This is a genomic window from Dietzia alimentaria 72, from assembly GCF_000226215.1.
Taxonomy (GTDB): Bacteria; Actinomycetota; Actinomycetes; order Mycobacteriales; family Mycobacteriaceae; genus Dietzia; species Dietzia alimentaria.
This window is the reverse complement of record NZ_AGFF01000006.1, coordinates 12,015-33,052: the sequence shown is the minus strand read 5'-3', so window position 1 is coordinate 33,052 and position 21,038 is coordinate 12,015. Positions and strand designations below refer to the sequence as shown.

Here is a 21,038-nt window from a genome sequence, read left to right as displayed (position 1 = left end):
TTCGTCTCAGCACGGGCATGGATGCCGGGCTCGCCTGAGTAGGGCCTGAGCGCCTCCCTCTCAAACGCAGCGATGTTCGCCTCATGCGACACATTGGCCACATGACACACTTTGGTAACGAAGGTCTCGATTTGGTTACGTCATGAGCGTAATGTGGCTCCCTGTTACGCCGATATGCCTGGCGTCCATCTTTCGTAAGCCCAGTCTGGAGACCACCTTTATGCCCGTTTCACGCCGTGGGTTCCTCACAGCCGCTTCGGTTGGCGTGGGCGCTGCCGTTGCTTCCTCCGTCCGCGGCCCCCTCGCCGGGGCCAATCCGTTCACCGGCTCCCTCGGCGTCGCGCAGGACATGCTCCAGTCAGTTCCGACCGGCAGCGGCATGATCCAGCCCAACGGACCGCTGGGATACGTCGGTGTCACGTTCCCCAATGCGCAGGACGTACTCGGCCGCATCCGCTTCGCGTTCCCCGACGGCTCGCTCGGCGACTGGGCCCCGCTCGAGGCAATGGACTCCGCCCCCGACGCCGGAAGCACTCCAGCCTCCGATCTCGTGGCCGCCCCCGAGGGCGCGGTGAGCTATGAAGTCGACGCAGCCAAGGGGGCCAAGGCCACCGCATTCGACGACGGCCGCGGAACCCCACGCAACTACAGCCTGGGCAGCACCGGGCTCCTCGGACTGCCCGTTATCCCGCGCGCCGCGTGGGGTGCAGGCGACGTCGCTGGAAATCGTTGGGGCGCACCCATGTTCTTCCCAGCGCAGGGCATCACGATCCACCACACGGCCATGGCCGCCGGGCGAGACCGGGCCGCGAGCGTACGCGCGATCTATAACTATCACGCCAACACTCTGGGCTGGGGCGACGTGGGCTACCACTTGCTGATCGACCCCGAGGGTCGGATCTACCAGGGCCGCGGCGGCACAGTCGGCGGAGCTCCGGTTTTCCAGGTACCGCCGGTCGGCGGCATCGCGCCGCCCGTCGTCACCGGGGGTCACGTGGGCAACTACAACAACGGCAACATCGGCATCAGCCTGCTCGGCGACTTCACTTGGTCGCCCCCCACCAGGGCCGCCGTTGGCGCGACCATCGACTGTGTCCGCGCGCTCTGCGGTGCGACCGGCATTAACCCGCGCGGCGGGATCACCTACCGCAACCCGCAGGGCGGGGCCACGCGTCCGATGCCCGCGGTCTCGGGCCACCGCGAATGGGGCGGCACCGCCTGCCCCGGCGACGCGTTCTTCCCTCAGATGCAGTTCATTCGGGACGTCGCTGCCCAGGGCTGGATTCCGACCGGCGTTTCCTCTGCAGCTTTCGGTTCCTGACCCGACCCACCGTCTGCGCCTGCGCCTAGGCCACTGCGGAGCACCGACAACCCAGCCCCTGTCCGTGATTGCGGGGTCGCGTGATCGTCGCAACACTCTCAACGAAAGGTTGCGGCAATCATGTCGTTTCAGCAGGACTTTGCTCGGTTCGGTGATCAGCCAGCCAGGCTCGTCGACGGTGACGTGTCGGTCAAAGATGCGGCGGTAAAACTGGGCCTGCGTCGTGATCGATGCTATGCCACCCTGCGGGCGGGCCTATCGCCGACGGCCACATGCTCGGCACGATCGACTCCGCCCGCGCCCGCTCCCAGGTTCACCCCGGGGCCCTCTACCTGCACCAGAGTGAGTCGTTTGTGGTGGACGAGCTGAACCTGGAGGACGGTCACGCGCTGTGTCACCCGGAGGTGCCGGAGTGAACGACCAGCGCGCGGGAGCAGGTGTCGATCGACCTGGTGGAGACGCGCGAATCGGTGCCCGCCGGCCCGGTGACGCTCTCGCTGGCCGACGTAAAGGTGACCACCCGCGTGACGGGGTACCAGCGGCGGCTGCGCGGCGGCGAGATTCTGGACGTGACCCCACTGGACCTGCCCGAGACGACCCTGGCCGCGCGCCGTCGTCTACACGCTCACCCCTCGACTACTGCACCCGAGCGACCGCGGTGCGCAGATCCGAACCTGTCCGGGCCCCCGGTGGGTTACCTTCGCTACATGTATGCGCTGCGGTCTGTCCTTGCCGGCTCGGCGATCTTCGCCTGCGGGGCGCTCGTCGCCTGCGGGGCCGAGCCCGCGACCGAGGAGGCGGGACCCGCGTCCTCGGCCGTCACGGCCACCCCGGCCCCGGGTGACGAGCGGGGCCAGCGCGACGCGTGGGCGGCAGCGAACGCGCCGTACTCGAGCGGTACCGACGAGCAGGCATACGCGTACCACAGGGAATTGTGCGAGACGCTCCGGAGCGGTGAGACCGAGGGAAACGCCCGGTTCCCGGCGATGTCGTCAGCCCAGTTCGTCCACGATGTGTGGGGAGTCGGTAACGCGGAGTGGCCAGAGGAAGACCTTCGCCCGGAGGTGATGGAGACGGTCGTCGTGCCCACCTTGTGTCCCGACCAGCAGCAGGTCCTCGACGACGCCCACGCCGGAAGATTCGAGAAGGCACTGGCCACCGAGTTCAGCACCGGGAGGTTCGTGGTCGGCGAGGAGATACGAGCGGGCACCTATACGATCCGGGAGCCTGTTTCGGACTGCCACTGGGAACGTACTGATTCCCGGGGAAATGTCCTGGATAGTGCCACGGTCTCGGCGGCCCCGTCACTGACGGTCACGATTCTGGAATCGGATGCGCTGTTCGAATCGATGTTCTGCGGTAACTGGGTCCTGGCGGAGTAACGACGCCAGGCCCGCGCTCCCGAGACGGGCGCCCTCACACCGGCCCGGCGCGGGCGACCGCCACGGCCGACCACCGGCGGGCCACCACGAGATCGACGCCGCCGCGGCAATGGTGCCCACGGCGTGTTCGACAGTCGACATGCTGGCATCCTGACCTGTCACCGCGTTAAAACGCCGGTAGAGCGCCGTCCGGGCGCGGGGCCACGAGCGACCCGGGAGCGGCGAGGATCCGGGCGGCCGTCGTGGTGGCGAGTGGGTGTTCATCTGTGCTCTCCTTCTTCAAGACCGTGTCGGCGTCTCCGCCCCGGAATCGGTGTGGCCAGCGGAACCGCTCACGGCAATACTCCCGGCAGCATCCCCTCTGCCAGTCCCACGACGACGGGGAGAACTCCCAGGCACACGAACTCCGGGAGGACGCACAGGCCCAGTGGACCGGGCGGGTTCACGTGATCGTCTGAGGCCAGAGCGCGTACCCGGCCCCCGATCGGAATAGCCAGACGCCGCCAAGAGGGAATCGTGCATTTCCACTCGGGGAACACAGTCAGAATCCTCTTCGCGGCGGGCGGGGGCCGGAGGTCGGGCCTGCAGGGGTCAGCGCGGGGGCCTGCGCGGGAGCCGGAGGTGTGCTGCGGGCGGGGCGGGCAACGGGAGGCGCTTGCGCGGGCCGGGCGTGGTCAGGCGCGGTGGCGTGAGGGAATCAGCATCTCGAACAACCAGTTGATCAGGCCGATCACGATCGCGCCGAAGAACGCCGCCCAGAATCCCTCGACCACGTATTCAGCGCCGAACGGCTGAAAAGTGGTGGTGATCCAGCCGGTCAGCATGAGCATGAGCGCGTTGACGACCAGCAGGAACAGCCCAAGCGTGAGGATTGTCAGCGGCAGGGACAAAAATTGCACGATCGGCTTGACCACCGCGTTCACGAGCGTGAACACCACCGCCACGATCAGCAACGCGGTGATGGTGGGGATGCTCACCTCGTTCTCGATGGCGCCGGCACCGGGCGCGTAGATCCCTGCGGTTTCGTGCAGGTAAATCCCGGGCACGAGCAGGGTCGTCACCCACAAGGCAACCGCGTTGACGATCAGTCCCAGTACCAGCGCCATCTACAGGTCAGCTCCTCACATACGAGTCCGCCACATCGAGTGCACGGTCAAAGATGTCCAGTCCCTCTCGTGCCTCGTCCGCGGTGATGATGCACGGCGGCACGATGTGGAATCGGTTGTAGTTCATGAACAGAAGCAGGCCGTCCTTCTTGGCCGCACCAAACGTTGCGGCCATCGCCTCTGAGGATCCACCGTACGGGGCGAGCGGTTCCCTGGTCTCGCGGTCGGCGACCATTTCCACAGCCCAGAACACACCGAGTCCGCGGACCTCGCCGATCGACGGGTGCTTCTCGGCGAGTTCGCGCAGGCGCGGGCCGATGACGTCCTCCCCGATCATCCGGGCGTTCTCGACGATCTTCTCGTCGCGCATGAGGTTGATGGTGGCCACCACGGAGGCAGAGGCCAGCGGGTGCCCGGCGTAGGTCAGGCCGCCGGTGTAGGGGGTCTTCTCGAAGGACGCGGCGATCCGGTCGTGCAGGATCACGCCACCGATCGGCACGTATCCGGAGTTGGAGCCCTTGGCAAAGGTGATGAGGTCGGGGGCCCAGTCGTCGTCGCCGGAGCGGAAGCTGTCCAGCGCCAGCCACTGGCCGGTGCGACCGAATCCGGACATGACCTCGTCGCAGATCATGACGATCCCGTACTTGTCGCAGATCTCGCGCACGCCTCGCAGGTAATCGGCCGGGGGCACCATGATCCCCACTGTGCCGGGCACCGACTCGATGATGAGGGCCGCGAAGTGGTCGGGGCCCTCAAGTCCGATGAGGTTGTCCAGGTGCTCGAGCGCCCGGTCGCATTCCTGCTTCTCATTTTCCGCGTAGAACTGCGAGCGGTAGAGGAACGGGGCGTGGAAGTGCACGGCGCCGGTATTGCCCATGTCGTTGGCCCAGCGTCGGGTGTCGCCGGTGAGGTTCATCGAGGTGGTGGTGGCACCGTGATAGCTGCGGAACGCCGACAGGGTCTTGTGGCGGCCGGTGTGGCGGCGGGCCATCCGGATGGCGTGCTCCACGGCCTCGGTGCCGGCGTTGGTGAAGAACACGCGATTCATCCCGGCGGGCGCGACCTCCGCGACGAGGCGGGCTGCCTCGGCGCGGGCTGCGTTGGCGTGCGCGGGGTTGATGGTGCACAGCTCGGCTGCCTGGTCCTGAATCGCTTTGACCACCACGGGGTGCTGATGCCCGATGTTGGTGTTGACCAGCTGTGAGGTGAAGTCGAGCAGACGGTTGCCGTCGCCGTCGGTGAGGTAGCAGCCCTCGGCCGCGGTGACGACCATCGGGTCGGAGGCACCCCAGGCGGACCACGGCGCCAGGACGTGCGCGCGCTCCTTCTCGTAGACCTCACGGGCGGCGGCGTTCTGCGGAGCGGGCACAGTTTTCCTTTCGTCGACTACAGGCGTCACGGTGCTCCCATCATGACAGTTCCGTGACGGTCGCCAGGGCCGCCGCTCCACGATGCGGAACGGGCCAGAACCTAGAACAATGCTCCCTGTGCATCGTCGGCGGCTTGTGTGCCGCCGACCGGCCGTCCCGGCGCCACGTTGGCGAGCATCTCCTCGAACCGCGCGAACGGCACCAGCTCGAGCCCCTTTTTCCGTGCGAACGCGGTGCGCCCCCGGACCGCGCCCGGGGCGTCGCACACGGCGAGTGAGGTGCGGGAGGAGATGCGGTCGGCCAGGTACAGGCCCCGTTCGACGACGAGGCCCACGATCTCTTCCGGATCGCTTCCCACATCCTGCGTAAAGACCACCTCCATGCCCTGAACCAGCCCGCCACCGCGCTTCAGTCGCCCGGCATGCCGCCAGGGCCGGGGCGCCGCGAGCGCCTCTGCCCACACGGTGGATACCAGGAAGCCGGTAGTGGGGTGGGCGACCATGGCGTCGAGTTCCCGGACTGACGGGGTCACTCCCTTCTGCGCGGCTACGGCCAATAGTCCCGCGAAGACTCCCGCCAAAACCACGGCGTCGTCGTGGGCGTCGTGCGCGGCGCGTTGCTCCACGCCGAAGTGCTCGGCCAGGGTGGCCAGTTTCAGATCCCTGGTGGACAGGTGGAGCCTGCCCGCGAAGTCGAGGGTGCACAGGTAACGCTCGAGCGGCGGTTCCAGTCCCGCCCGCCGTGCCTCCGCGGCGAGGAAAGAGGCATCGAACGACGCGTTGTGTGCCACCACCGTCCGGCCGTCCAGCACCCTGGCCAGCTCGGCCGCTACGTCCGCGAAGCGTGGTTTGCCTGCGAGGAGTGCCGGGGTGAGGCCGTGTACGTGGACGGGCCCGGGGTCGACTCCCGGATTGAGCAGGGTCGTGAACTCCTCGACCACCTCGCCGTCGTCGTCGATAACCACGGCGGCCACCGACAGCACCCGGTCAACCGCCGGTCTCATCCCGGACGTCTCCACGTCCACAACCACCCATCCAGCCATGCCCCCATCGTGGCAGACCCCTCCGACAGCCGGCCCGTCAGCGGTGGGGGTCACAAGGTCCCACCCGCGCGTTCATTGGATGTCGTACCCGCGGGCTAATGTCGACGCTGTCAGCGCTGAACTCGAGCGTCGCTCCCGGCCCCGGAAGGAAGGCCCCTGTGTCGCGGAATCGGTCCACCACTCCCGCCGCGCGCCTGCGTGACGCCGCGCTGACGGCTGGCCGGCGCAGAAGTCGCATGGTGCGTGGGGTCTTGGCCGGGTATTTCGCACTGGGTCTGGCAGCGCTGGTGGGGCTCGCGGTAACCGCGCCCGGAGCCAACTTGTCGGGCGAGGTCGATCCGCAGGCACGTTCGGCGGGCGCGGGCGCTGCGCACCCCGACGGGGCACCTTCGCCGGACCGACGAGTGGAGGACCTCGACTGGTCACCGCGGCCGTTGCCGCCGGGCTGGGCGAACGTCGCGCCGCTGCTGGACGCCGCCGTGGTCGATGCCGCGAACGAGGGCCACGAGATGGCCGTGTGCCTGCTGGCTATCGACTCACCTGACGAACTGCGCGTGTGCTCCGGCGATGACGAACCGCGGTACGCGGCGTCGGTGATCAAGGTGGCGTACGCGATCGGCGCGTTGGAGGCGTGGGACGGCGACCCCGAGGCCGAGACCCCCTTCGGCGCACTCGACGAACTGCTCGAGCAGGCGATCACCGTGTCGGACAACGATGCTGCCAACCTGCTGTACGAACTGTCCGTCGAGGGCCCCACCGCGCCCGAGGCGGACACCCCGATCGCGGCGCTCAACGCCATCGCCGACCGTGTGGGCCTGGCTGACGAGTTCCACACCGGCGGCGCGTTCACCTACGAGTTCACCGGCGACTGGAGCCGGATCAGCGCGGGCGGCAGCGTCGAGTACCTGAACGAGCTGGTGCGAGCCGCCGACGGTCGCGCACCCGGGGGTCGGTCGCTCACCTCGCCGGAGATCGCACGCGAGGTGCTGGGCCTGATGCTGCGGCAGGAACGTCAGTGGAAGCTGCCCGGTCGACTGCCGGCGGGGACCGCGGCCAACAAGACCGGGGAGACGGACACGGAGTCGCACGACATCGCGGTGATCAACACCGCCAGTGGCCGCTATGCGCTCGCGGTGATCGGGTCGACCTCGGGCATCTTCACCGCCGCCGACGACGTGATGGCGGACCTCGGCTACGACGTGGCCCGGGCTCTTGGCGGTGCGGCGCGATTCTGAGCTGGCCGGGCTGCCTAGACTTCCGGACATGAGTTCGCAGTCGCCCACCGCTCTGACCCCTCGTGGCCGCACGGCCGTCGCCGTCGGGAACCTGGCCACCTGGGCCTCCCGGGTTTCGGGCCGCGGCTCGGGCGGGATGATCGGCGGCCTGGTGGCGCTGAAACTGGATCCGGGTCTCATGCGCCAACTCTCAGCGGGCCGGCGGACAGCGCTGGTGACGGGGACCAACGGAAAGTCGACGACGACGAGGATGCTCACCGCCGCTCTGTCGACGCTCGGCCCGGTGGCCTCGAACGCGAACGGCGACAACATGGACGCCGGGATCGTATCCGCCCTCGGAGCAGACCAGGCGGCCGGGCTGGCGGCGATCGAAGTAGACGAGTTGCACACCCCGGCGGTGGCGGAGAACACGCGCCCCGAGGCCGTTGTGCTCCTCAACCTCAGCCGGGACCAGCTGGACCGGGTCGGGGAGATCAACTCGATCGAGCGTCGACTGCGGGCCGGGGTCACCGCCCAACCGCAGGCCACGCTGATCGCCAACTGTGACGACGTCATGATCACCTCGGTGGCGTACGACAATCCGTCCGTCGTCTGGGTGGCTGCCGGCGCCCCCTGGGCCGGCGACTCGGTGAGCAGTCCGCGGACCGGGGAGCCGATCTCCCGAACGGTCGACGAGACCGGCGCCGTGCACTGGCGTTCCGCGGAGCGGCTTCCGGACGGGCGGGAGTTCGCTCGGCCCACTCCCGACTGGTGGCTCACCGACGACGCCATCCACGGCCCGGACGGGTTCACCGCACCGATGCGCCTGGCCCTCCCGGGTCGCGCGAACCGGGGGAATGCCGCCCAGGCCGTGGCCGCCGCTGTGGCGATGGGCGCCGACCCTGCCGCCGCCGTGCGCGCGGTCGAGCAGGTCAGCGACGTCGCCGGCCGGTATTCCACCGTCGACGTGGACGGGCGCGCGGCCCACCTGCTGCTGGCCAAGAACCCGGCGGGCTGGCAGGAGGCATTGGGGATGATCGACCCGGCCGCTGACGGACTGGTGATCGCGCTGAACGGTCAGATGGGCGACGGCGTGGACCTGTCCTGGCTGTGGGACGTGCGGTTCGAGAGCTTCGACGGCATCTCCGTGTACGCCTCCGGCGAGCGAGCCGCTGATCTCTCGGTGCGGCTCAGCTACGCCGGGATCAGCCACGTGCTCGAGCCCGACCCACTGACGGCGATCCGTCGGTGCCCCGTGGGGCAGGTCGAGGTGTTGGCCAACTACACGGCGTTCCGTGATCTCAGCCGGGCGATTTCGACCTCGGCTTCTGACTCCAAGGAGCAGCAGCGATGACCGACCAGAACTCCGGCCCCGTTCCCGCGGATCCCGCCCGCGACGGCGCCTCGGCTTCTCCCCTGGACACCGTCTCCCCCGGATCGCCGAGGCCCACCGAGTCGACGGTGCGCATCGGCCTGGTGCTCCCCGACGTCATGGGTACCTACGGCGACGACGGCAACTCCCTCATCCTGCGTCAGCGTCTGAAGTGGCGTGGCTATGACGCCGAGATCGTCCGGATCACCCTAGAAGATGAGGTCCCGGACTCGTGTGATGTCTACGCGGTTGGCGGTGGCGAGGACGCAGCCCAGAAATTGGCGTCGCGGCATCTCTCCGAGTCTCGCGGTCTGCAGCGAGCGGTGGAGCGTGGTGTCCCGGTGCTGGCGATCTGTGCGGGGATGCAGGTGTTCGGCGAATGGTTCGTGGTGGCCGATGGTTCGCGTGCCCCCGGCCTGGGACTGATGGACATCACCACGACTCCGCAGTCTGCCCGCTCGATCGGTGAACTGCTGGTGGAGCCGCAACTCGCCGGGCTCACGCAGCCGCTGACGGGCTTCGAGAACCATATGGGTGCCACGGTCCTGGGCTCCGATGCTGCTCCTCTCGGCCGCGTACTCTCCGGCACCGGCAACGGGGTCCCAGCGTCGAACGACTCCGGCGCTGGTGCCGATGCCAGCCACGCCTCCGGCCCGCGGGTCGAAGGCGTGGTCCAGGGTTCGATCATCGCTACCTACATGCACGGCCCGGTGCTGGCCCGGAATCCTGAGCTCGCCGACCTCCTGCTGTACCGCGCGCTCGGCGTGGACTCCCTGCCGCCGCTCGAGGTTCCGGCGGTGGAGCAGTTGCGTCGCGAGCGCATCGCCGCCTCCCGCCGCTGAAACCCGTCCACCAAGCGGGGGTGCGCGAGCGCTGTGACGACCCGATCTTCTGGCTCGGCCTGATTGCTCGCCTACGCTCGGGGGCATGTGCGAACACCACGGATCGGCACCCTTTTCCGGCACCGTGCCCCCTCCCGATCCCGCGATTGAGGCAGCGCAGGTGCGCGCCCTGTGGGAGCCGCTGGGTCTTCCCGGCATCATCGACGTGCACACGCACTTCATGCCGGCACGTGTGCTGAACAAGGTGTGGGACTACTTCGATGCCGCCGGCCCCAAGATCGGCCGCCCCTGGCCGATCACCTACCGGGAGGCGGAGGATGAGCGGGTCGAGCGACTGCGCGCCTACGGTGTGCTGGCGTTCTCCTCGATGCTCTACCCGCACAGGCCGGAGATGGGCGCGTGGCTCAACTCGTGGTCGGCGGAGTTCGCGTCACGGCATTCCGATTGCCTGCACACAGCGACCTTCTATCCCGAGGAGACTGCCGGCGTCTACGTCCGCGATGCCCTCGATGCGGGCGCGCAGGTGTTCAAATCACATATCCAGGTGGGCGAGTACGACCCGGGCCATCCGCTGCTGGATTCGGTGTGGGGTGCGTTGTCCGAGGCGCAGGTACCGACGGTCATCCACTGTGGCTCCGGCCCGGTAGCGGGCGACTTCACCGGGCCGGGGCCCGTGGCCGGTGTGTTGGAGCGGTTCCCGGACCTGCCGTTGATCGTGGCGCACATGGGCATGAACGAATACTCGGAGTTCCTGGATCTGGCGCAGAAGTACCCGAACGTCTATCTGGACACCACCATGGCGTTCACGGATTTCGTGGAGGACACCACACCGTTCCCGCCGTCTGAGCGTGGTCGACTGGCAGACCTGGGCGACAAGGTCTTACTGGGGACGGACTTCCCCAACATCCCGTATCCGTATCCTCACCAGCTGGAGGCTCTGGTCCGGCTCGAGATGGGTGAGGACTGGTTACGGGCGGTATGGCACGGAAACGCCGCCAGGCTGTTCGGCATCTGACTGTGCTGCGGGACCTGACTGCGCTGCAGGCTCGTGGTCGGGGGCCGCGGAGTCCGGCTCCGGTGCGGGTCCGGGGCTGTCCACCTGCGCGGGCCGCAGCACGCCGCCGGAGCGTGGGGCCTGCGCGGGACCGCCAGACAGGATTCGACGCCCGGACAGTGCGCTGCCGAGGGTGAGCTCGTCGGCGAACTCGAGATCGGCGCCCATCGGCAGGCCGGAAGCGAGGCGGCTCACCACGAGTTCGGGGAACGGTCGCAGGAGCCGTGCCAGGTAGGTGCTCGTGGCCTCGCCCGTGGTGTTGGGATCGGTGGCGATGATGATCTCGGCGATCTCCTCGCCGTCTGCCTCTCCCCCGACTCGCCGCATGAGGCCGGCGATACGTAGTTCGTTGGGGCCGATGCCGTTGATGGGGTCGAGCGCGCCGCCGAGCACGTGGTAGAGACCGCGGAACTCGCGGGTCCGTTCGATGGCCTCGATGTCCTTGGGTTCCTCGACCACGCAGATGAGTGTGGGGTCCCGGCGCGAGTCGGAGCAGATTCGGCAGCGGTCAGCTGCAGAAACGGTGCCGCAGACCTCGCAGTATGTGACGCCTTCCGCCACGGCCTGGAGTGCGGAGCGGAGTCGTTCAACGGATTCCGGCTCGGCCTGCAGGAGGTGGAAGGCGAGTCGCTGCGCGGACTTCGGACCGATGCCCGGCAGCTTGCCGAACTCATCGATCAGGTTCTGAACCGGTCCTTCGTACATCGCGCTTTCCTGTGCTCAAAAGGCCCGACGGCGTGCTGTGTCGTCGGGTGCGGGGAGCTGCGGCGTGGCCGGGTCCCCCGGGTGGTGGTGGGGCCCGACTCTCGCCGCGCCCCACCCGCTCACATGCCCAGGCCACCCATCATGTCGCCGAGGCCGCCGCCGGAGGCCAGCGGGCCGAGGCGGGACTCGGCGAGCTCCTGGACCTTGGTGTGGGCGTCTCCGAACGCACCGACGAGCAGGTCCTGCAAGGTGTCGACGTCCTCGGGATCTACGACCTTCGGGTCGACCTTCACACCAGTGACCTCTCCGGTGCCGCGCATCGAGACGGTCACGAGTCCACCGCCCGCCTGCCCGTCGACGGTGCTGGCGGCGATCTCCTGCTGGGCCTCGGCCAGCTGCGCCTGCATCTGCTGCGCCTGCTGGAGGAGTGCGTTCATGTCGGGTCCGGGCTGCATAGCGGGGTCCTTTCGGCGGTGTACTGGTCCGTGCCTGTTCGTGCCCGGGGGCGACCCCGGTCGGTTGGCTCCCAGCGTAACCGTACGGTCGGACACGGTGCTCCGACGCGCGCCGGGCCGGGTGGATCAGCGCTCGAGTGGCCGTGCCCCGAGATGCTCCTTGAGCAGGGCCAACGCGATGTCCTCGCCCGTGCGGTGGTCGAGATTTTGGGGGCCGCCGCGGGCCTCGTCCACCATCTCCTCCTCACTCACCGGGGCCGGGGGCGGGCCGCCGACCTCGCCGGGTTCCGGCTCGGGCTCCTCGGGCGGTGGCGGCACGTCGTCGTAACCACCACCGGTGCCCTCGCCGCCGGGGCGTCCGCCGGACTGGCCCCGACTGCCTTCGGCGTCGCGGACGCGTCGTTCCCAACCCTGGGCTTCGGCCTGCCGGGGCGCGTCTGTGGGGCCGGCTCCCTCGCCGCGGGCCGGGGCGGGCGCTGGGACTGCTCCGGCGGCCGGCGCGGCGGCGGACGCCTCGTTGCCCGAGGTGCAGCGGATCGTCCAGTCGCCACCCACGACCTCGGCGATGGAGTCGGTGATGGCCGTGGCGTTGTGGGGCTGTGAGAGCCGCTTGGCCAGCGGCGAGTAGTCGTGGACCAGATGGATCACGCGACCGTGCACGCCGGCAACGGTCGCCCCGGCGAGCATCACCTCGACGGTGCGTGTGCGGGTGCGGACGGCGTCGCGGATCGCGGGCCAGGCACGTCTGATGTCCTCGGCCTGGATGTCGCCTGTCGCGCCGTCGGGCGTGGGCTCTCCCCGGGACTCTGGTTCGGACTCGGATGCAGCTTGCTCAATGGCGGGCGCGGGGGCCGACGCGTCTGTTGCTGCGGGGTGCTCAGCCGTGCGCTGCTCACTCGCAGCCTGCTCGCCCCACGGGTCCTCTGACTGTGTCGGGGCGGGATCCGGCGGCGTCGCAGCCGATGCGGCTGGCTTCTCAGCCGGCGGTGTCGCCGCTTCAGGTGCTGGAGCAGCGTCAGGGGCGGCGGGAGCTGGCGCAGCATCCTGCTCAGATTGCTGCGCGACGGCCTGCTGCTCTGCCACGGACTCGCCCGGCACCGCGGGAGCAGCGGGGTCGGCGGCGACGGCCGGCTGGTCAGGCGCGGGCTGCTCAGAGGATTCATCCGGAGCGGCGTGTTCAGACGGAGCCGCGGGGTCCGCGGACTGCCGCTGCGAGCGGCGTACGAACTTAGGGCGCTCCTCCGCCGGGCCGGGCGCGTGCTGTGCAGGTCCGCCGGCCGGGGCGGGGCGGGCGTTGTCGTCGTCGTCATGATCAGCGCCACCTCTGGGCGAGACCCCTCCGCCCGCGGCGACCGGCACCGCGGTGGGGGCAGCCGCGCGCACGCCACCCGATTCAAGCGACTCGACGCGCTGGAGTAGGGCCGCCATGGAGTCGTCGGCGGACGGAAGCAGCAGTTTGGCGCACAGAATCTCCAGCAGCAGCCGCGGCGAGGTGGCCCCGCGCATGGATGCCATACCCTCGTGCACCATGTCGGCGCAGCGTGCGAGGGTGGCCGGCCCAATCTGCTGCGCCTGCCGCTCCATGGTCTCGGCCTGCTCGACGGGCGCGTCGACGAGTCCGCGCTCGATGGCCTGCGGCACCGATTGCACCATGATCAGATCGCGCAGGCGCTGCAACAGGTCGGCGGCGAAGCGGCGCGGGTCGTGCCCGGCCTCGACCACCTTGTCGACGGTGCGGAACAGGGTGGCGCCGTCTGACGAGGCGAGGGCGTCCACGGTGTCGTCGATGAGCGCGACCTCGGTGGCCCCCAATAGGGCGACCGCACGCGGATAGGTGATGCCGCCCTCGCCCGCTCCCGCCATGAGCTGGTCCAGGACGCTGAGCGTATCCCGCGGCGAGCCTCCGCCGGCCCGGATGACCAGCGGAAACACGGTCGGATCGACGTGCACGCCCTCCTGCTCGCTGATCCTCTCGACCAGCCCGCGCATCGACGACGGCGTGAGCAGCCGGAACGGATAGTGGTGGGTGCGCGAGCGGATGGTCGGCAGGACCTTGTCCGGCTCGGTGGTGGCAAAGATGAAGATGAGGTGCTCCGGCGGCTCCTCCACGATCTTGAGAAGTGCGTTGAAACCGGCGTTGGTGACCATGTGGGCCTCATCGATGATGAGCACCCGGTATCGGGACGAGGCCGGCGCGAAGAAGGCGCGCTCGCGCAGGTCACGTGTGTCGTCCACGCCGCCGTGGCTGGCCGCGTCGAGCTCGGTCACGTCCAGGGTGCCCGTGCCGCCGGGCGCGAGCGCCACGCACGAGTCGCACTCCCCACACGGCGTGGCGGTGGGTCCGTGGATGCAGTTGAGCGAGCGCGCGAGGATCCGGGCGGACGAGGTCTTGCCGCAGCCGCGCGGCCCGGAGAAGAGGTACGCGTGGTTGATGCGACCGGCCGACAATGCCACCGACAGGGGTTCGGTGACGTGCTCCTGACCCACGACCTCGGCGAACGAGGCGGGGCGATACTTCCGATAGAGGGCCACGTCTAGAGGGTACCCAGGGGGTACGACGACGACGATGCGCGCATTCCCCAGACCGACGACGTTGCCGAGAAGTGCGGAAATGACCGGAGGGGCCGCGCTCAGCGCAGCCCCTCCCGACGTCCCTCGCGCGCGGTCGGGCCCCCTCAGACCCCCGCTGCGCGGTTCCCGAACCGACTCGGACACCGGCCCCTCGCGGCCCCTCAGCCGCACTCCGGTGCCCGACCCGTGTGGCCCGGACGGCTCAGATACAACCAGACCTCCGGGGGTAGAACAAGGCTCGGCGCCTGCTGACTTTTGCTCAACAGTCACTGCCTTAGGGATCTATGCACGTCAGGGACTCGAGCGCGGCATACACAGGGAGGAGAACAGATCCAGAAAGTGGTAAAGATCACGATTGTGCAGACGTGCAGGTCAAGTTGAAAGTTAACGAACGCACACCTGCTGACCGGCAGGCCTTTCGCGAGCACCCTCCCGCTTTACGCGAGCTGTCCGGTTGTTACACGGCCCCGGCGCTCGGAGTTGTCGTGTCAACAACCAGGCGGCGACTGCGTTTTGCCCCATACAACGGAGCGACTACCTCGCAGCCCTGCAGGCCGCGAGCAGCGCACAGAGGCCCACCACGTCCATGGCGGTCTCGACCTCGGCCAGCGGCGGCAGGGTGGGCGCCAGGCGGATGTGTAGGTCGTCCGGATCCTGGCCATACGGGTACGCGGACCCGGCCGGCGTCAGGGCCACGCCCACCTCGCGGGCCAAGCGCACGGTTTCGGTGGCGGTGCCGTCCACCACCTCGAGGTCGATAAAGTAGCCGCCCTGCGGCCGGGTCCAGCTGGCGATGTCGTACTCGCCCAGCCGACGGGTGAGCGCCTCGGCGGCGGCCTCGAACTTGGGGGCGATCACCTCACGATGTCGCAGCATGTGCGAACGCACACCTTCCGCGTCACCGAAGAAGCGCAGGTGCGCCAACTGGTTGACCTTGTTCGGGCCGATTGAGCGGATACCCGTGTGCCCGAGGTACCAGTCGAGGTTCTCCTTGGACGCGGACAGGAACGACACTCCCGCTCCGGCGAAAGTGATCTTCGAAGTGGAGCACACCTGCAGGAAGCGGTTGGGGTGGCCGGCCTCGGCGGCGATGGTGGTTACGTCGGCGACCTTGGGGAAGTCCTCGGTCAGCGTGTGCACCACGTAGGCGTTATCCCAGATGATCCGGAAGTCCGGGGCCGCGGTGACCATGCGGGCGAGGCGGGACACCGTGTGGTCGTCGTACACCGCGCCGGTCGGGTTGGAGAAGATCGGGACGCACCACATGCCCTTGATCGAGGGGTCCTCGGCGACCAGGCGCTCGACCTCGTCCATGTCCGGACCGCCCGGACCCAGCGGCACAGGGATCATCTCGATACCCATGGCCTCGGTGATGCCGAAGTGGCGGTCGTAACCGGGCACCGGGCACAGCCAGCGGAGTTTCGGCTCGTCCTTCCAGGGGCGATCCGAGTCCGGCCCGCCGAACAGCATCGAGAACGCCAGTAGGTCGTACATGATCGACAGGCTTGCGTTGTCCTGCGCGATGATCCGGTCCGCGTCGACGCCCAGCAGTTCGGCGAACACCTCTCGCAGACCGAGCAGCCCGGCACCGCCGCCGTAGTTTCGGACATCGGTCGCACCCACGGTGTGGTCGCCCTCCCCCGGCAGCGCGAGCAGGCGCTCGGACAGATCGAGCTGCTCGGGCGCGGGCTTGCCGCGGGTCAGGTCCAGGGAAAGCCCCCGGCCTGCGAGCAACTCGTACTCGGAAGCCAATTCCGACTCGAGTCGTCCGAGTTCGTCGGCGGAGAGGTCGGACAGAGCCACTATGGCCTCCGGGGAGATCGACGACGGTTGCGAGGTGGTGCACCAAAAATAAGGGGACCCCGCGCACCCGCCAGAGCCCGCTGACCCTTGCTGCCTTCCGGCCCTGGGGGAGTTCACAGGATGGACGCCGCGCGGGGTCCGTGGACGAGTCTAGCCGGGCGATCGTCGAGCCCGCACGCGACCCGTCCTCCGGGCCTCGGTTTGCCACTACTTGCGCGCGCTGGGTAATGTGCTCTCCGGAGGATTCGCCTAGTGGCCTATGGCGCTCGCCTGGAACGCGGGTTGGGGTTTATAGCCCCTCAGGGGTTCAAATCCCCTATCCTCCGCCGCAGACGCGGCCCGAAGCCTTTGCGCCCGGGCCGCGTCGCTCATTTGAGTAAGTCTGGGCAGCGGCAGCTCAACGCCGGGGGGCAGCAGCATTACTCGCCCGACCTGCTACCAATGCGTACAGCACGCCAGCGCCACTGCCCCCGGATACGCTGCCCCAGTGGCTTGCGCTGCGAGTCTGGTCCCTTCCTCCAGCGTGACCCCGGACCACGCGTGCACAAAGCCATCGCAGGCCGAAGCCGCAGCGTAAGTCGGATCCGATGCGCTGGCGCGACGCTCGGCACCTGAAGTTCTGGCGCCCCGGTGCCCAAGTGTCCGGACGCCCCCGCCCGCCCCCGCCCGCCCTGACGCCGCGCAGAGGAATTCAGCTGCATCGCGCGAGTGGGATTGCACGAATTCCTCTTCTCGGCGAGCTACGCGGGCCGGGGCAGGCGCGGGGCGAGCTACGCGGGCCGGGGCAGGCGCGGGGGGGGGCCAGCTATGCGGGCCGGGGCAGGCAGGACGCTGCAGAAAGGCCGCCCAGCCTCAGCCTCAGACCTCGTCGATGCCCAGCGGAGTGGCGGCGAACTCGCCTGACAGCGCCGAGACAGACCGCGCCAGCCGCAGGTCCCGCCCCGTGACCCCGTCCACGTCGTGACTGCGCAGGTCGAGGGTCACCTCGTCGTAGCTCCACAGCAGGTCCGGGTGGTGGTTCTGAGAGTTGGCGGCCTGCCCGATCGCCGCCACCAGGTTGATCGCGGCCTGCGGCGTCTCGCACACCGCGGTGTAGGTCAGCGACCCCTCGGACAGTGCCCAACCCGGGAGGTCACCGAGCGCCTCGACGATCTGCTCCTCGGTCAGGCGGGTGTTGTCGTCTGCGTCTGTGCTCATGGCACCGAGTCTGTCAGTTCCCGACCGGCACTGCGCGCACACGAGGCCACCTCACAGGTCGCCCCACCTACCCTGAGACCGTGACCTCACCGAGCACTGCGCACTTCCCCGATCCGGGCGCCCCCCTCCAATCCGCCGGTGCCGGCCGCTACGCCCCCAGCCCGTCGGGCGATCTGCATCTGGGCAACCTGCGCACGGCGGTCATCGCGTGGGTGTTGGCGCGGGACTCGGGCCGGGCGTTCCGAATGCGCGTGGACGACCTCGACACCGCCCGCGCCCGACCCGGCGTCGCCGAGCGACAACTGGCCGACCTGGCCGGGATCGGCATCGACTGGGACGGCGACATCATGTGGCAGTCGCAGCGCTTCCCCGCCTATGCCGAAGCCGCGGACAGGTTGGCCGAGCGCGGCCTGGTCTACGAGTGTTACTGCTCGCGCCGCGAGATCGCCGAGGCCCCGCGCGCACCGCATTCACCGCCGGGTTCGTACCCGGGCACCTGTCGCGACCTGACCGAATCCGAACGCGACCGCCGCCGCGAGTCTCTTGGCCCGGGCCGTCAGCCAGCCCTGCGACTGCGATCGGAAGTTGCCGAGTTGACGGTCCACGATCTGGTGTACGGGACCTACTCGGGAGTTGTCGACGACGTGGTGCTGCGCCGCGGTGACGGCGTGTGGGCGTACAACCTCGCCGTCGTCGTCGACGATGCCGACCAGGGCGTCGACCAGGTCGTCCGCGGCGAGGATCTCCTGTCCTCCACCCCGCGCCAGGCCTACCTCGCCGACCTCCTCGGCATCACCCGCCCGGACTACGCCCACGTCCCTCTGGTCACGGGCGCGGACGGGGAGCGCCTGTCCAAGCGGGATGGAGCGGTGACGTTGGCCGACCTGGCGGAGGAGGGGACGACGACGAGGCGGGTCGTCTCCTGGATCGTGGCCTCTCTCGGAGGGCCCGACGGCGCGGACTCGATCGAGGCCCTGCGTGGAACGCTGACCCCAGAGTCGATTCGCGGGACTCACTGGGTGGTCTGACACTCCGTGTCGACCGGTCGGAATTCGCCGCCACCCGTGGTCTGCGCGGATAATCGACGCCCGTGACCACTTCATCGCATCAGAACCCAGCACCACACGAGCCTGGGCGGCCGGACGGGACCACTCCCGAGCCGGCTCGCAGCCCCCAGACCACCACGACCCGGACCACCTCTGGCCGACCCCTCGGGGCCTCTGACTCCGAGTCCCGCGGCCGGGCCGTGTTCGCCACGGTGGCCAGCCCGTATTTCGGGTACCTCATCGCCCTGTTCGTCGGCGTGATGCTCATCAGCAACGTCGCCGGGACCAAGGGCGTCCTCCTCTTCCCAGACCTGTGCGTCGAACTCGGGTTCCTCTCGATGGACGGACTCGTCACCGACGGCGCCTTCCTGCTCTTTCCGCTGGCCTACGTGCTGGGCGACGTGATCAGTGAGGTCTACGGTTTCAGGGCGATGCGTCGCGTCATCCTGTCCGGGTTCGCCGTGCTCGCGCTGGCCGCGCTGACGTTCACCCTCACCACGCAGCTGCCGCCCGCCCCGTTCTATGAAAACCAGGACGCATTCCAGGCCGTGGCCGGAGTCGTTCCGCAGTTCTTCCTCGCCGGGCTGGCCGGGTACGTGGTGGGCGAGCTGCTCAATTCATATGTGTTGGTGTGGATGAAGCGCCGTACCGGCGAGCAGTCCCTCTGGGCCCGCCTGTGGGGCTCGACGGTGGTCGGCCAGCTCGCTGACACGCTCGTATTCTGCACGATCGCCGCGCCCGCGCTGGGCATGGTGCTCGGTTCCGGTGACTACTGGAACTACGTGGTGATCGGCTTCGTGTGGAAGACGCTGGTCGAGACGGTCCTCATTCCGGTGACCTACCTGGTGATCGGCTGGATCAAGAAGCGTGAGCCCACCTACCAGGCGGCGCTGGCAGACTCGGCAGCATGACCTCCGAGCCCGCGGTCCGGATCCTGGGCCCGACCGTCGACGACCAGACCCGCTGCGTCCACTACGCGGGCCCGCTCGACGTCATCGCGATCCGCTTCCACTGCTGCGGCGAGTTCTACCCGTGCTTCCGATGCCACGCCGAGACCGCCGACCACGCGGTTTCGGCGTGGCCGCAGGACCGGTTCGACGCGCACGCGATCCTGTGTGGCGTCTGCCGAACAACACTGTCGATCACCGAGTACCTGGACGCCGACTCGTGCCCAGCGTGCGGATCGGCGTTCAATCCGGGTTGCTCGCTCCATCACTCGATCTACTTCGAGTAGGCCAAAAGGAGTGCCCAACGGGAGGCCGGGCAGCATGTGGACTGCTCAGACTGCCCTGACTCGTTCGCGGTAGCGCTCGAGCGCGTTCATGGCAGGAGTCGCCGCCGCGCCGTGCAGCACAATGGACGACACGATCACCAGGGAGACGGCGGGCCAGAGATCCCACCCGTCGTCCTTGCTGAAATACGCCATCGCGTAGCAGAGATAGTAGAGCGAACCCACGCCCCTGACGCCGAACGCGGCGACCACCCACCGTTCGCCACGAATGAGTCGCTTGTCGCCGATCAGGGAGATCCCTGCGGCCACCGGTCTGATCACCAGGAGCACCGCGGCCGCGAGAGCCACGTGCGACCACTGCAGACGCGGGACCGCATCCGCGAAGAACGAGGCCCCGATCACCAGGAGCACCAGAAGGGTGAGCAGGTGCTCGGTGTTCTGGATGTACTCGTGAAAACGGGCATGTTTCTCGTCGCCTCGTTCCGCCGACCGCATACCCAATGCTGCACAGAACACCGCCAGAAAACCCCACCCTCCCACGAGTTCGCCCACCCCGTACGCCGTGAGCAGGGTGGCCACCGCGCCCGCCGGTTCGGCGTAGCCGACGAGCTGGTGGTCCCCGACGTGCAGGCGGTAGAGCGCTTCTCCGATCAGCCGGCCCAGGAGCCATCCGGTCACCGCGCCGATTGCGGTCTTGCCCACCAGGTCCCAGGCCAACCAGGACCAGATCCAGGTCCCCGTGCCGTTGTTGGCCGCGAGATAGATGGCCAGATAGACGAACGGGAAGGCGAACGCGTCGTTGAGCCCGGCCTCGGAGGTGAGGGCGAAGCGGGCCTCGTCGGGTTCGTCGCCGGCGTCGTCCCCGAACCGCGGCCCCTCCACCTGGACGTCGGCGGCGAGGACCGGATCGGTGGGGGCCAGGATGGCACCGAGCAGGACCGCCACCACGGGGGTCAGGCCCAGAATCCACCAGCCCAGAAACGCGACCCCGGCAATCGCCAGCGGCATCCCCACCAGGAGGAGGCGCCAGGTGGTGGACCAGCCACGCAGGCTCAGTGGTCGGTCCAGCGCCAACCCGACACCGTAGAGCGCCACGATCACGGTGACCTCGGCCATCCGTTCCGCGAATTCCGCGTGCTCGATCACGTCGACGAGCCCGGACTCCGCGGGCATGAGCCAGCCGATGATCATCCCCACACCCACCACGACGATGGGCGCGCTCAGGATCTTCTGGGTGAGCAGTCGGGGAAGCAGCGAGCCGATCACCAACGCTGCTCCGACCACCGCGTAGATCAGGTCAGTGTTCGGCACGAGAAAGAGTGTGACC

Annotated in this window: 18 protein-coding genes, 1 tRNA gene, 1 other RNA gene and 1 pseudogene; 11 read left to right on the top strand and 10 right to left on the bottom strand. The window is 68.8% G+C overall.

The window, feature by feature from the left end; genetic code table 11:
- Positions 1–220: 220 nt before the first annotated feature.
- The 3 genes from ON04_RS02395 to ON04_RS16950 all read left to right on the top strand — a co-directional run bounded on the left by ON04_RS02395 (position 221) and on the right by ON04_RS16950 (position 2,703).
- Complete coding sequence (locus ON04_RS02395; RefSeq protein ID WP_010539976.1) at positions 221–1,321, top strand: peptidoglycan recognition protein family protein; 1,101 nt, start codon at positions 221–223, stop codon at positions 1,319–1,321.
- A gap of 272 nt (positions 1,322–1,593) precedes the next feature.
- Positions 1,594–1,737, top strand: a complete 144-nt coding sequence (locus ON04_RS16955) for a hypothetical protein (RefSeq protein ID WP_010539975.1) — start codon at positions 1,594–1,596, stop codon at positions 1,735–1,737.
- Between the two features lie 21 nt (positions 1,738–1,758).
- A complete protein-coding gene (locus tag ON04_RS16950; RefSeq protein WP_010539974.1) occupies positions 1,759–2,703 on the top strand; it encodes a hypothetical protein in 945 nt (314 codons plus the stop codon).
- Positions 2,704–3,377: 674 nt separating this feature from the next.
- On the opposite strand, the gene ON04_RS02385 is transcribed toward ON04_RS16950, so the two are convergent.
- The 3 genes from ON04_RS02385 to ON04_RS02375 all read right to left on the bottom strand — a co-directional run bounded on the left by ON04_RS02385 (position 3,378) and on the right by ON04_RS02375 (position 6,221).
- Positions 3,378–3,809, bottom strand: a complete 432-nt coding sequence (locus ON04_RS02385) for a phage holin family protein (protein ID WP_010539973.1) — start codon at positions 3,807–3,809, stop codon at positions 3,378–3,380.
- Between the two features lie 7 nt (positions 3,810–3,816).
- Complete coding sequence (locus ON04_RS02380) at positions 3,817–5,178, bottom strand: aspartate aminotransferase family protein (protein WP_010539972.1); 1,362 nt, start codon at positions 5,176–5,178, stop codon at positions 3,817–3,819.
- A gap of 101 nt (positions 5,179–5,279) precedes the next feature.
- A complete protein-coding gene (locus ON04_RS02375) occupies positions 5,280–6,221 on the bottom strand; it encodes an exonuclease domain-containing protein (protein ID WP_010539971.1) in 942 nt (313 codons plus the stop codon).
- A 158-nt stretch (positions 6,222–6,379) separates the two neighbouring features.
- On the opposite strand from ON04_RS02375, the gene ON04_RS02370 reads away from it, so the two are divergent.
- The 4 genes from ON04_RS02370 to ON04_RS02355 all read left to right on the top strand — a co-directional run bounded on the left by ON04_RS02370 (position 6,380) and on the right by ON04_RS02355 (position 10,664).
- A complete protein-coding gene (locus ON04_RS02370) occupies positions 6,380–7,456 on the top strand; it encodes a serine hydrolase (RefSeq protein WP_033443988.1) in 1,077 nt (358 codons plus the stop codon).
- A 28-nt stretch (positions 7,457–7,484) separates the two neighbouring features.
- Entirely contained in the window at positions 7,485–8,789 is a 1,305-nt protein-coding gene (locus ON04_RS02365; RefSeq protein ID WP_010539969.1) for a MurT ligase domain-containing protein, read from the top strand.
- Positions 8,786–9,649, top strand: coding sequence for a type 1 glutamine amidotransferase (locus ON04_RS02360; protein WP_010539968.1), 864 nt, complete (start codon positions 8,786–8,788; stop codon positions 9,647–9,649). Before ON04_RS02365 ends, ON04_RS02360 begins: the two co-directional genes overlap by 4 nt.
- An 85-nt stretch (positions 9,650–9,734) precedes the next feature.
- Complete coding sequence (locus tag ON04_RS02355; protein WP_081477106.1) at positions 9,735–10,664, top strand: amidohydrolase family protein; 930 nt, start codon at positions 9,735–9,737, stop codon at positions 10,662–10,664.
- Positions 10,665–10,802: 138 nt separating this feature from the next.
- Here the strand turns inward: ON04_RS02355 and recR are convergent.
- The 5 genes and pseudogenes from recR to ffs all read right to left on the bottom strand — a co-directional run.
- A pseudogene (gene recR / locus ON04_RS02350) lies at positions 10,803–11,408 on the bottom strand (recombination mediator RecR); the annotation flags it as partial.
- 119 nt (positions 11,409–11,527) lie between these two features.
- On the bottom strand, positions 11,528–11,863 hold the full coding sequence (locus ON04_RS02345) for a YbaB/EbfC family nucleoid-associated protein (protein ID WP_010539965.1): 336 nt from the start codon (positions 11,861–11,863) through the stop codon (positions 11,528–11,530).
- Positions 11,864–11,989: 126 nt separating this feature from the next.
- Positions 11,990–14,395, bottom strand: a complete 2,406-nt coding sequence (locus ON04_RS02340) for a DNA polymerase III subunit gamma and tau (RefSeq protein WP_010539964.1) — start codon at positions 14,393–14,395, stop codon at positions 11,990–11,992.
- A 573-nt stretch (positions 14,396–14,968) separates the two neighbouring features.
- Positions 14,969–16,237, bottom strand: coding sequence for an aspartate aminotransferase type Ic (locus ON04_RS02335; RefSeq protein WP_010539963.1), 1,269 nt, complete (start codon positions 16,235–16,237; stop codon positions 14,969–14,971).
- Between the two features lie 48 nt (positions 16,238–16,285).
- Positions 16,286–16,380, bottom strand: an RNA gene (ffs, locus tag ON04_RS16090) — signal recognition particle sRNA small type.
- 95 nt (positions 16,381–16,475) lie between these two features.
- Here ffs and ON04_RS02330 point away from each other — a divergent pair.
- Positions 16,476–16,563, top strand: a tRNA-Ser gene (locus tag ON04_RS02330).
- 532 nt (positions 16,564–17,095) lie between these two features.
- Here ON04_RS02330 and ON04_RS02325 read toward each other — a convergent pair.
- Complete coding sequence (locus ON04_RS02325; protein ID WP_010539962.1) at positions 17,096–17,434, bottom strand: 4a-hydroxytetrahydrobiopterin dehydratase; 339 nt, start codon at positions 17,432–17,434, stop codon at positions 17,096–17,098.
- 80 nt (positions 17,435–17,514) lie between these two features.
- On the opposite strand from ON04_RS02325, the gene gluQRS reads away from it, so the two are divergent.
- The 3 genes from gluQRS to ON04_RS02310 all read left to right on the top strand — a co-directional run bounded on the left by gluQRS (position 17,515) and on the right by ON04_RS02310 (position 19,714).
- Positions 17,515–18,462, top strand: coding sequence for a tRNA glutamyl-Q(34) synthetase GluQRS (gene gluQRS, locus ON04_RS02320; RefSeq protein WP_010539961.1), 948 nt, complete (start codon positions 17,515–17,517; stop codon positions 18,460–18,462).
- Positions 18,463–18,680: 218 nt separating this feature from the next.
- Positions 18,681–19,391 carry a queuosine precursor transporter gene (locus ON04_RS02315; protein WP_010539960.1) on the top strand — a complete coding sequence of 237 codons (711 nt, stop codon included), beginning with the start codon at positions 18,681–18,683 and terminating at the stop codon, positions 19,389–19,391.
- Positions 19,388–19,714: a CHY zinc finger protein gene (locus ON04_RS02310; RefSeq protein WP_010539959.1), complete on the top strand. Its 327-nt coding sequence runs from the start codon at positions 19,388–19,390 to the stop codon at positions 19,712–19,714. Before ON04_RS02315 ends, ON04_RS02310 begins: the two co-directional genes overlap by 4 nt.
- Positions 19,715–19,759: 45 nt before the next feature.
- Here the strand turns inward: ON04_RS02310 and ON04_RS02305 are convergent, their stop codons facing one another.
- Positions 19,760–21,022, bottom strand: coding sequence for a cation:proton antiporter (locus ON04_RS02305; RefSeq protein WP_010539958.1), 1,263 nt, complete (start codon positions 21,020–21,022; stop codon positions 19,760–19,762).
- Positions 21,023–21,038: the final 16 nt, after the last annotated feature.